This is a genomic window from uncultured Clostridium sp. (assembly GCF_947039605.1).
Lineage (GTDB): Bacteria > Bacillota > Clostridia > Clostridiales > Clostridiaceae > Sarcina.
In genome coordinates, this window is the sequence record NZ_CAMQZG010000075.1 from 1 (window position 1) to 11,355 (window position 11,355).

Annotated in this window: 17 protein-coding genes; 7 read left to right on the forward strand and 10 right to left on the reverse strand. The window is 26.8% G+C overall.

Annotation, left to right across the window (positions count from 1 at the left end):
* Nucleotides 1-74: 74 nt before the first annotated feature.
* The 5 genes from Q0V24_RS16310 to Q0V24_RS16330 all read right to left on the reverse strand — a co-directional run bounded on the left by Q0V24_RS16310 (nucleotide 75) and on the right by Q0V24_RS16330 (nucleotide 2,808).
* Nucleotides 75-263 (reverse strand): DUF4177 domain-containing protein, encoded by a 189-nt coding sequence (locus tag Q0V24_RS16310; protein WP_297523113.1) that lies wholly within the window; start codon nucleotides 261-263, stop codon nucleotides 75-77.
* A gap of 160 nt (nucleotides 264-423) precedes the next feature.
* Nucleotides 424-588 carry a hypothetical protein gene (locus Q0V24_RS16315; protein ID WP_297523115.1) on the reverse strand — a complete coding sequence of 55 codons (165 nt, stop codon included), beginning with the start codon at nucleotides 586-588 and terminating at the stop codon, nucleotides 424-426.
* Nucleotides 585-1,172, reverse strand: coding sequence for a DUF1700 domain-containing protein (locus Q0V24_RS16320; RefSeq protein WP_297523117.1), 588 nt, complete (start codon nucleotides 1,170-1,172; stop codon nucleotides 585-587). Before Q0V24_RS16320 ends, Q0V24_RS16315 begins: the two co-directional genes overlap by 4 nt.
* On the reverse strand, nucleotides 1,173-1,481 hold the full coding sequence (locus Q0V24_RS16325) for a PadR family transcriptional regulator (protein ID WP_297523119.1): 309 nt from the start codon (nucleotides 1,479-1,481) through the stop codon (nucleotides 1,173-1,175).
* A gap of 109 nt (nucleotides 1,482-1,590) precedes the next feature.
* Entirely contained in the window at nucleotides 1,591-2,808 is a 1,218-nt protein-coding gene (locus Q0V24_RS16330; RefSeq protein WP_297523121.1) for an MFS transporter, read from the reverse strand.
* Nucleotides 2,809-3,122: 314 nt separating this feature from the next.
* Between Q0V24_RS16330 and Q0V24_RS16335 the strand changes: the two genes are divergently transcribed.
* Both Q0V24_RS16335 and Q0V24_RS16340 read left to right on the forward strand, forming a co-directional pair.
* A complete protein-coding gene (locus Q0V24_RS16335; protein ID WP_297523123.1) occupies nucleotides 3,123-4,388 on the forward strand; it encodes a hypothetical protein in 1,266 nt (421 codons plus the stop codon).
* Between the two features lie 163 nt (nucleotides 4,389-4,551).
* A complete protein-coding gene (locus tag Q0V24_RS16340) occupies nucleotides 4,552-4,707 on the forward strand; it encodes a hypothetical protein (protein ID WP_297523125.1) in 156 nt (51 codons plus the stop codon).
* Here the strand turns inward: Q0V24_RS16340 and Q0V24_RS16345 are convergent.
* The 5 genes from Q0V24_RS16345 to Q0V24_RS16365 form a co-directional block, all read right to left on the reverse strand.
* Complete coding sequence (locus Q0V24_RS16345; RefSeq protein WP_297523126.1) at nucleotides 4,686-4,817, reverse strand: hypothetical protein; 132 nt, start codon at nucleotides 4,815-4,817, stop codon at nucleotides 4,686-4,688. The genes Q0V24_RS16340 and Q0V24_RS16345 overlap by 22 nt on opposite strands.
* On the reverse strand, nucleotides 4,804-4,950 hold the full coding sequence (locus Q0V24_RS16350) for a hypothetical protein (protein ID WP_297523129.1): 147 nt from the start codon (nucleotides 4,948-4,950) through the stop codon (nucleotides 4,804-4,806). Before Q0V24_RS16350 ends, Q0V24_RS16345 begins: the two co-directional genes overlap by 14 nt.
* Nucleotides 4,951-5,050: 100 nt before the next feature.
* On the reverse strand, nucleotides 5,051-5,821 hold the full coding sequence (locus Q0V24_RS16355; protein WP_297523131.1) for a Csa1 family protein: 771 nt from the start codon (nucleotides 5,819-5,821) through the stop codon (nucleotides 5,051-5,053).
* Nucleotides 5,822-6,048: 227 nt separating this feature from the next.
* A complete protein-coding gene (locus Q0V24_RS16360; protein WP_297523133.1) occupies nucleotides 6,049-6,495 on the reverse strand; it encodes a GNAT family N-acetyltransferase in 447 nt (148 codons plus the stop codon).
* 406 nt (nucleotides 6,496-6,901) lie between these two features.
* Nucleotides 6,902-7,228, reverse strand: a complete 327-nt coding sequence (locus Q0V24_RS16365; protein WP_297523145.1) for a helix-turn-helix domain-containing protein — start codon at nucleotides 7,226-7,228, stop codon at nucleotides 6,902-6,904.
* A gap of 130 nt (nucleotides 7,229-7,358) precedes the next feature.
* Here Q0V24_RS16365 and Q0V24_RS16370 point away from each other — a divergent pair, with 130 nt between their 5' ends.
* The 5 genes from Q0V24_RS16370 (at nucleotide 7,359) to Q0V24_RS16390 (ending at nucleotide 11,348) form a co-directional block, all read left to right on the forward strand.
* A complete protein-coding gene (locus Q0V24_RS16370) occupies nucleotides 7,359-7,775 on the forward strand; it encodes a MarR family transcriptional regulator (protein WP_297523135.1) in 417 nt (138 codons plus the stop codon).
* Nucleotides 7,776-7,788: 13 nt separating this feature from the next.
* On the forward strand, nucleotides 7,789-8,577 hold the full coding sequence (locus tag Q0V24_RS16375) for an EFR1 family ferrodoxin (RefSeq protein ID WP_297523137.1): 789 nt from the start codon (nucleotides 7,789-7,791) through the stop codon (nucleotides 8,575-8,577).
* A 120-nt stretch (nucleotides 8,578-8,697) separates the two neighbouring features.
* The gene (locus Q0V24_RS16380; RefSeq protein WP_297523139.1) at nucleotides 8,698-9,390 is read left to right on the forward strand and encodes a 4Fe-4S binding protein; all 693 of its coding nucleotides are present in this window, start codon (nucleotides 8,698-8,700) and stop codon (nucleotides 9,388-9,390) included.
* 30 nt (nucleotides 9,391-9,420) lie between these two features.
* Nucleotides 9,421-10,746, forward strand: coding sequence for an amino acid permease (locus Q0V24_RS16385; RefSeq protein ID WP_297523141.1), 1,326 nt, complete (start codon nucleotides 9,421-9,423; stop codon nucleotides 10,744-10,746).
* A gap of 347 nt (nucleotides 10,747-11,093) precedes the next feature.
* A complete protein-coding gene (locus tag Q0V24_RS16390; protein ID WP_297523143.1) occupies nucleotides 11,094-11,348 on the forward strand; it encodes a hypothetical protein in 255 nt (84 codons plus the stop codon).
* Nucleotides 11,349-11,355 lie beyond the last annotated feature (7 nt).

The window sequence follows — 11,355 nt, forward strand, 5'->3', positions numbered from 1 at the left end:
CAGTCGTGGAGCCGTATTGGATATGGCTCTTATTTTTTTATGAATTATTCAGGTTTAAATAAATAACTCATACCTTACTGCCAATTATCTTCTTTTTCAAATACCAAATCAAAAGTTTTAGCTTTTCCATTAGTTGTTTGGTACCCTGGTATAGCTGCTACAAATCTCCACCCCTCTGATGCTACCCTATCAATTATTTCCCTATGATTAGACAAACTAAATATTGAATCTCCAACCGACTCTTCATATCTATATTTATACATATATATTCCCCTATTATATTTTCCATAAAATCCCTCTAATTTATTATATCCTATTTTTACCAACAAATAATTGCTTTAAAATTAAAATAATAGAGCCAATAAAGAAATTTTCTTTATTGGCTCTATCACCTAATATTCAATTGAAATTTCACTAAAATTTTTATTCTATAGTAATTGTTTGATACCATTTTCTCTCACCATTTAAATTGAATATCTTTGTATCAAATCCACTCATTCCAAAGCCAATTATTGATATTATAAATCCAATGACAATAAGCCCGAGTCCTGTTGTAATAATTTTTTTCTTAAAATTTTTTATTATCATACTCTCACCACCGTCCTCTTAAATACGTTTATTAATGCATTAGTTATTATTTTTGTAATTAAAAATAACTTTTTAGATAAAAATATAGTTAAAACACCTAAAATAATAGAGAATCCAATTAACGAAATACCTGCGCCAAGTTGTGCAATCCCAGCTGGTAATATTTCAGATATCATAATAGGAGATACTATTATACTAAGCAAACCTGCTCCAAAGAAAGCAACTGATGTAACTGCTGTAGTAAATGGGATACATCCTATGGTAAGATAAAAAGCAAAAATAACTAGAACAAAGGCTAATAATAAACTTCCCCATAGTGGAAACCCTAAAATTAATAATATTATATTTAGTGGACTACTTTTAAATCTAGGTATTTTAATATCAATCGTACCTTGCTCTTTTAAAATATTATCTGCAATATTTTTAGGGCTTCCTATTTTTCTTATAACTTCCTCTTCTGTATCTCCACACTCTTTATAATCTTCTATCATTTCTTCATAATAAGCTATAAACTTATTACGCTCTGCTATGTCAATTGTTGCTAATAATCTTCTTAAATCATTAATAAATTCCACCTTACTCATCTAATCCTCTCCCTTTATAAAATCATAAATTCTCATAACATTTTTCCACTCACCTAAGAAGTCATTAATATGGTCTTTCCCTTTTAAAGTAATTTTATAATATTTTCTTAACCTGCTATTGTGTGCAACTGAATATGTTTCAAGATACTCATTTGCCTCTAGTCTTTTTAATATTGGATATAATGTAGATTCAGATATTTCAACATACTCTGAGATATCTTTAATTATTTGATATCCATATGAGTCTGATTTAGATAATACTCTTAATACACAAAATTCCAACAGCCCTTTTTTTAACTGTATATCCATATTACCCCTCCTGATATATTATACTATACATTGCATAGTATAATATATCAAGTAGTATTTTGAAATTTTTGGAATTTATTTCAAATACAGAAAAACCAGCAACTAAAAGTTACTGGTTCTTTCTCTTTAATATATATAAAACTAAAACTGTTGATACTAATATTATTAGGCTTAGTATTCTCCATATAACAGCATAACTAGTTATTTTAAGTAACTCTCCAATAAGTGGTGGTCCTATTACATACCCTGCCCCTGTAAGAATTGGAATTATTCCAAGCATTCTTCCTCTGTGACTCTCTGGTGTATTATTTGCTATATATGTATTAATATTTGTTGTTAAAATTATCTCACCAAGAGTAAATATAAATATTGCTACAAAGAAAAATGACATACTAGAAAAGAACCCAAGAGTTCCAATTCCTATAGTATAAAATATTCCTGATATCAATATATTTTTAAGGTTCTTAGTTTTACTAAGGTATTTTGTAAGTATAGGTGTCATTATAATAACTACAAATCCATTAAAACTTGTTAAGAATCCATAATGTTTTGCACCAAGTAATCCATATATTTTAGATAATTCTATAGGTAGTAAAAATCCCCACTGTGCAAAACCTAAAGTGTAACCAAACACTGCAACACAAACTAATAATAAAGTTTTTCTTTTTCTTAAAACTGTAATTATACTTCCCTCTTCACTTTGTTCTAGCCCTCTACTCTCATCTATAACATTATTTGATATGCCCTTTGTTTCTTTTATAAATAATCCTATTAATAAAAGTGCTATAAGAGTTGTTGCTGCATCTCCTAAAAATAAAATACTTAGATGATTTTTAAATAACAGACCTCCAATTAAAGGTCCTATAGCAAAACCAAGATTCCATCCCATATAAGTAAATGAATAACTTGCATTTCTATTCTCTGGAGTTGTTATATCAGCAGTCATAGAACTTATAGCTGGATAAACAAACCCTGCAAATAATCCTGAAATCATTATAAGATAAACTGTAATTAAACTTGGTTTTAAAATTCCACATAATATATATATTAAACAGGCAAGTGATTGAAATATTATTATTACTTTCTTTCTACCAAATAAATCTGTAAGCTTACCACCTATAATCCCAGCTGGTAGATACATTATTCCAAAAATACTTACATATATTCCTGAAACCTCAGAAGATAGACCTATCTTTTGAGTTAATATAAGCGTTAATAATGGCACAATAAAAGAACCTGCCGCATTTATAATATTTGCTACAAATAATATATAAATCTCTTTTGGAAGCCCTCTATAAGAATTCACTAAATTTTTTATATAATTCATTTTTTAAAGCTCCTTTTATCTTTTGTTCTTTTTAATCATAAACCTTATTTATGATTATTGTATGTATCTACTACTATATTATGAAATTACTCTTTAGCTTACTTATAATATAATTAAAATTCATTTTAATACTTAATATATTTACTAAACTAATAAAATATAGTTCATAATTTATGTATATATCACTTATCAAATCATCAAAGTATATAAGCAATAAAATTCCGATAGTATCCTTGAACTTTTAACAATTTCCTTTACTAGCCATTTATTACTTATTTTGATATTATCAGAAAGCTTAAATCAAAAGGAGAAAAATGATTAACTTAAACAAAAGTCAATTAACCAAAAAAAATCTTATTATTATAGGGATATATATCCTTATACCAATACTACTTCTTATAAATACTCTTGGAACTATGCAATATTCTATGACTATAACAAATACGGTTAGTATATTTATCGTTATCGCATATATCATAAGTCTTTTTACTAATTTAAAAAAAGCTCTAAAGCTTAATATTATATGTGATGTTCTAACTACATTTGCAATACTATTAAACTCAGCTGGATTATTCTTTCTAACTAGTTTTTGTATATTAATATCAACAGTATTAATATTACTTAATTTATATCTAGTACTAAATTATTTAGGACTTTTCAATCCTAAAAGTAAAATAGCTATTATAATTTTTATAGTTTTAGTAATTTTAACAACTATTATAGCCCATTTTTCATTCAATGTCAGAACTGCTAATAATGAAAAATATACAACGTACATAAATGCACATAAAGTAGTCATTGTAAAAGCTACTCCAAAGCCTGAACCTAAACCAAAAGTAGTAGCTCCAAAACCAGTTATTAAACCTGCTCCAGTAGCTATTAAAACTGTTGGTGCTGTAACTACAAATAATGCTTCATCAAAATCTACTGATAAAAGTAGTTTTAGTGGCATAAAACCAGATAAATCTACCGCACAAGCTTCAAATAGTTCTAGTACTGCTAATGGTAATAATTCTAACTCAAGTTCTACAAATTCAGCTAGTCAAAGTAGTCAAACTACTACTTCAAAAGCACCAGTGGATACTAACACAAATACACAAACAGATAATTCATCATCTACTACATCAAGCAATACTGATTCTTCTAATAGTTCAAATACTCCCTCTGATAGTGATAATAGTACGTCTAACTCTAACACTCCTAGCAATTCATCTAGCAGTGATAATTCAGATAGTAATGGTTCAAGTAATTCTGATACTTCTAACAATGGTGGTAGACCATCAAATTATTCTAGTAGTTCAGACTCTTCTAGTGATAGTACAAGTTCTCAAAGTGCTACTGCAAACGCAGGGTATGAATCAGAAAATGTTGGTGATGGCTATGGAATCATAAAGCAACTTGGTGATGGCTACCTTGAAGCAAGACTTCATAGTGCACCAAGCGCTCACTCTAGTTATAGTGAAGATTTAGCTGGTGGAACTAAAGTTAAAATACTTAATGATGATTCATATTATTACTATGTTCAAGCACCTGATGGATCTAAAGGATATGTTTTTGATCACTATATAACTCAAAACTAATTAACAAACACAACAAGATTTAAGCAAAACTCAAATAAGCCTCTACTTTCTTGTAGAGGCTTATTTTTTATTAAATTTCTAATTGCCTCTAAGATTCATATGTATACAGTTACATTTTTATAGTACAATATTAATATACAAAATTTTGAAATAGCGATTCTATATGTATAATTCTGCTTTTAATCAACTTCAGTCTAGTTTAAATAATATTAAAGGAACTATAAACTTTGCTGGTGATAAGTCTATTGATGTTGATTCACTTAAAAATTGTGATATTATAAATCATCCTACAAGTAGCTATACAAAAGAACATATGTAGCTTTCACTACCTTTTAGTAGACTTGTTTTAAATCCTTCATATGAATTTGATAATGGAAAAATTACTGATGCTTCTTCAACTTGTAAATCATAAGCTTCAACTGAGTTCATCTCTATTGCTTTCAAATTGAGTTATTTCCCCTGTATCAGTATCTAAAAATGCACATACACCTGTACTAAAATCCTCATCAAACTGTGCATCTATTAATTCTAAATTTGGTGGAAACGTTCCATTGTTTTTCAAATCTTCTATTCTACTTTTTATATCTTCTATATCAATCCCTGCTACTAACTAATTTTCTATTTCATAACTTATATTTGCAATATAACTTGTATTTTCCATACTATTCACCACCTTGTGTTACATCATCAAGATTTTTGCTCTTTCCAAAACTCATAGCTGAAGTAAAATAAGTATTTCTCTCTTTATCTAAAACAATTTCTAAAGATAACCTTCCTTGTGAATTCCAAGGAATTCCTCTACCATATAACTCTAAAGCACAGTTATTTTCATCAATAATCAAATTTGGATATAATTCCTTTATTTTAGCTATATTTTCATCATCTTTATTTAACTTATAAGAAGCATCAAATATTGGCGAATTCCCATTATACATAATTTTAGTAACTTCTAAACTATCTAAATACTCTCTATCAAGTTCTATAAACTCATACATCATTTTAAATTTACTGAAACCTTCTTTAATATTATCTGGAATATCTTCATTTAATAAATGAAGACCTTCTTCATCATAATAAATAGGATACTTATTATCAATTTCTCCTTTCCTAAAAATCAAATTTCCTGTTGCTTTTTTTGTATTTTTATTGAATTTTAGTGAAATTCCAAAAGTAGCTATCGGTGACTCATCTTCTTTAGTTTTTATATAAGATGATATAGTCCATGTCCCCTTATCCTCTGTGCCTAAACCTCTTCCCCCTTCTATATATCCACCATCTATACTAGATACACTACCATCTTTATCATATAAAAATGTTAAATCTTCTGATGGAAACATTTTTAGAAAGTCATTGAATTTATCAACAATCTGTTTATTGCTTGGATTATTGCTATTATTTGGATCACTACTACCACAGCCTGTAATTTGTGTCATAATTAAAATCCCTCCTATTACTAATAATACTTTTTTTAATTTTTTTATCCCCTTAAATATCCTACCCCCCCCTTCAAACTTCCTTTATATGTAAATTATACTTTTTATATTATTTAAGTTCAACATAACTCTTAAAATAATCTTCTACAAATATAAATATTTTTATATACAAAGAGCTACAGTAAAAGATTTTTAGTCTTTATACTGTAGCTCTACAACTTCCTATTTTATTTTTTCTCATAAAGCATTCCAACATGAGGAATATCATCCTCTAAATAAGATTCTGTAACTTGTTTAAAGCCTACATTCTCATAAAATTTTATAATATATTTTTGTGCTGATATTCTAATTTTAGTTTCTCCATAATGATTTTCTATAAAATTAATAGCTTCTATCATAAGTTTTTTAGAAATTCCTGTCCCTCTATATTCTTTTAAAGTAATCACTCTACCAATTGATGCCTCTTTATATGAAACTCCACATGGAATTGCCCTTACATATGCAACAACTCTATTATTATCCTCAAAAAATAAATGATATGATTTTTTATCTTTATCATCAATATCTTGGTATACACAATCCTGTTCTACAACAAAAACCTCTGCTCTAGACTTTAATATTTCATATACTTCAACACCTGTTAACTCATTAAAACTTCTAATTTTTAATTCCATTAAATTCTCCCCCCAATTTATAATTCTTAATTTATAAATTATAGACTATAATTTATAAACTGACTATCAATTTTAGAGTAAAAAAATAAAGCAGTTAGATTTACCCTAACTACTTCTATATAAACTTTTAAACTATTCTGCTTTAAAATCAGCACCTAATAACATTTTATTTTTAACTACCATGTTCTCGCCGATCATTTTACTTACTTCTTTTAATTCTAATCTTATTTTTTTAATCATAGATTCTCCTCAATAATTCATTTTTCATTTTGTTTTTCTTATTGATTATATTATATCATACATACCCCTTTAGGGTATATAGAAAATGAAAAATAATAATTAATTAATAATTATTATTTATTGAATCATTATAATTTCTTTCCTACATTTTATTAATTTAAAATAACTATACCTCTTCTGCTAAATTTACTTTATAAGTTTTTCCCCATTCTCGCATTGAATCAAGAACAAGAGAGAGACTTTTTCCAAGTTCAGTTAAAGAATATTCAACCTTTACTGGTACAGTTGCAAAAACTTCTCGTGAAATTATATCATTTTCTTCTAACGATCTCAGGTTGCTTGTTAAAACCTTCTGAGTAATTCCATCAAGGGATGTTTTTAACTCTCCAAACCTTTTAGTCCCATCTAATAAATCTCTAATTATTAATATTTTCCATCTTGTACCCATTATTTGAAGTGTCATTTCAACAGGGCAAGCAGGTAATTTTATCATTTTAAATTCACTCCTTATGCTATTGCTCAAATAATTATACCACATTTTTTTTAAACAAGTCTTTACATTAGTTCAATTTTGAACTATAATCATAAATATAAAGTTCAAATTTGAACTAAAAGGAGGGTATATGGATATATTAACAGCACTTGGTGTTATAAGAGAACGTATAAATAAAACTTTAAAGGATGAACTAAAAAATAGTTCAGTTGATATAAATTGTAATCATATGTGGTTATTATCAATAGTTTATTTTAATAACGATAAAATTGAAATTAAAGAACTTGTTAGATCCTTAGAGAAAAAAAAATCAACAGTTACAGAGATTATAAATACTCTTGAAAAAAATGACTTGCTTATAAAGTCACAGTCATCAGATGATAAAAGAATATATTATGTAGAAACAACACAAAAAGCGAATGACTTAAAACCGCAAATATTAAATATTATCGAAGAAATACAAAAAAAGGTCTTCGAAGGATTTTCTAAAGAAGAATCTGCTATACTATCGAAACTAATATTGAGAGTTGTCGATAATTTAAACTAAGGAGGAAAGATTTATGAAAGGTGTAATACTTTATTTTTCAGGCACAGGTAATACAAGAAGGGTGTCAGAATTATATAAAAAACATTTAGTTAATATAGGATATAAAATAGATTTAATTGATATTTCAAAAAGAACTGAACCGTTAGAAGAATATGATCTTTATTTATTAGGATCACCTACATATTCAAAAGTTGCTATACAAAATTTAGAAATTTTTTTTGATAATTATATAAATCAAAAAGTTTCTACAAACAAAAAATTTATGACTTATGTAACTCATAGCTGGAGTGATGTCTATGGACATTTAACACTAAAATCATATATAGAAAAGAAAGGTTATAAAGTATACTCAGCAAATACTTTTTTAATGCCAAACGGATTTTATATGATGAATAAAGAAAAACAAAACGCTCAGGAAAAATCACAACTTTTCAAAGCTGCTAACAAAAAAGTATTTAAGGTTATTCAAAATTTCGAAAAAAATCTTAAATTCATAGAAGAAAAATCTACAATAAAGAGACAAGCCTCACAGATTTTATATAAAGGCTTAAATAAAACTTGGATTCCTACATTTGCTAAAAAGAATTTGTCTGTAAATAATGATAAATGCACAAAATGTAGTCTTTGTGTAAAGCAATGTCCCTCTAAAAATATCAGTTTAGAAACAGGAAAAATAACTTTTTCAAATAAATGTTTGGCTTGTGCTAAATGCTTAAATATTTGCCCTAAAAATGCTTTTTTAGCAAAAGGAAAAGAATTTGAACAATTTAATACTCGAGAAAAAATAGAAATATCTAGTTAATTAAAGATACATAGTATCCCAAAGGATACTATGTATCTTTAAAGTGCGTAATTTACAAAATATCATACAGATATTAGAATTTAACTATAGTAAACATAAAAATATTAGGAGTGGATTTTAATGAGTTATAAAGTAGAGTATAAAAACAAAGAAATTTTCGAGAAATTTAATAATATAGGGTGTGTTTCATTTGGAACAATAGATAATGGCTATCCTGAAGCTAGAATAGCACATTTTTTAACATATGATGATGAAGGATTATACTTTATGACAATGAGATCTAAACCATTTTATAGACAATTAAAAGAAAATAGCAAAGTATCTGCATGCGGAATGGCTGCATCTGCTACACAATCTTCTCATGATGAAAATGGTATGTCACTATTTCAACCTGGATACACATTTAGAGTTAGTGGTGATGTTAAAGAAATCTCATTCGAAGAATTAAAAGCAAAGGCAAGTAAAGATAAAAGTTTTATTTCTTGTATTAAAGATGTAGAAAAATACAATGATATGACTACTTTCTGTTTGTATAAAGGAAAAGGAGAGATTTTTGATTATGATTTTGAAATGACCAATAGAGAAAATAAAATTCAACGTCAAAAATTTACTTTTGGAAAAAAAGAATTACCTTTTAGAGGTGTGGTGATAAGTGATAAGTGTATAGGATGTAATAAATGTTTTAAAAATTGTACCTTCAAAGCAATTACTATAACAGAAGATAAGAAATGTAAAATTGATGTTAATAAATGTGATGTTTGTGGAACTTGTATTTTAGGTTGTCCTGTTAATGCTATAGAAACTATTCAGTAAAAAATAAAAGAAAAGAGAACAAAGAAATTTATGAAAGAAAAAAAATTAGGATTATTAGGACTTATAATATTAGTTATTGGTGGAATTATAGGTTCAGGTATATTTACATTACCATCACAAGTTACTAAAGGTGCTGGAGGCTTTGCCATAATTATTGGATTTATTATATCTGGTATAGGTATTTTAGGCCTTGCATTTGTCTATTATATCTTATCCGTAAAAAAAACAGAATTTAAAAATGGTATTTACTTATATAGTAAAGAAGGATTTGGAGATCTTATAGGTTTTAGTTCTGCTTGGATATATTGGATTGCTGCAACACTTGGAAACGTCTCATTAGCAACACTTGTATTTGGTAGCATGTCCTACTTCTTTAAAATATTTAATTCAAATGGTAGTAACCTAGCATCTGTAATTTGTGTATCAATATTGATTTGGAGCATTAATTTATTGATTTTAAAAGGTGTAAGAGGTGCATTACTTATTAATATAATAGTTAATATAGCTAAATTAATCCCTATAATAATTTTTATATTAATAACATTTATATTTTTTAATTACAAAAATTTATCCTTTGAATTTCTAGGTGTATCTAATCTTGGAAATTTGTATACACAAGTAAAAAGTACAATGATAGCAAATTTATGGGCTTTTGGAGGCCTTGAAATTGCTGTAGTTCTCTCAGGTAGAGCTAAGAAAAGTAAAGATGTTGGAAAAGCAACTATTATAGGTATAATAGGCATTATTATTATATATCTTTTAGTAGTTATTCTTTCACTTGGAGTTATGCACAGGGATACTATTGCAGGGCTTAGTAACCCTTCAATGGCATATATCCTTGCATCTTTAGTTGGTAGTTGGGGCACAAAACTTATAATAATAGGTCTTATTATATCTGTTAGTGGTGCTCTTCTTGCTTGGACTTTAATAACTATTGAAATGATTTATTCAACTGGAAAAGAAGGCGTTATGCCTAAGTTTTTAGCTAAAGAAAATAAAAATGGAACTCCTAGAAATGCTCTTATAGTTACAGGAATAGTAACTCAAGGGTGGATATTATTTTCTTATTTTTGTAATGGTGGCTATACTATTTTATATTCATTATCAGCAATTGCTACAGTTATTCCATATTTTTTAAATACACTATATGTAGTTAAACTAATGATTCAAAGGAAATTTCATGATAATGAAACTATCTTTATAAAACTCAGAAATTATCTACTAGTAGCAATTTCTTTAGTTTATACAAGCTGGATGTTATTTTCAGTTGGTTTGAATTATATGATTATATTATCATTTATAATCGGCCTTGGAATATTACTATACATCGTAGTTAAAATTCAGAAAAAAATATAATTATAGTTTTTTTTAAAGCTCCTTTTATCTGAAGGTAATGTGATTTTTAAAAGACTATAATCTAAAAACAAAAGCAGCCTTAAATATAAGAGCTGCTTTTTTTCCTATTCTTTATAATTAAAGATATATTTGACTCTTATATGACAAATATTAGTGATAAATTTAAATGTAATTACTAAAAATGTAATTTAACAAATGATAAATGAGATGAATATTTCCCTACAAAAAAAACAAAATATTTAAAAGCTCTTAATCTTTTAGAATTAAATTTTTTACCTACTGAAAAAGTTATTGAAATTGGTAAAACTATAGATGAAAAAATTTTTGTACTAACAAATCTAAGATTTATGTTAGCTATGCAGGTAAAAGATAAAGTGTTTTTAGATATATTAGAACTAAAAAAAGTTACTAATATTTTATATAAAAAAAATATACTTGATTCTAATATCTCTATTAAAACGGGCTGTAGATTTTTCATACTAAGCTTATTACAATCAAAAGCTAAAGATGTTTTTTTAAAACTAAAAAGTGCAATCAAAAATCTTGAAACTGACTGGATGGGTTACAATAAATTGAACATAAAATATTCGGACATGATATAATATCATA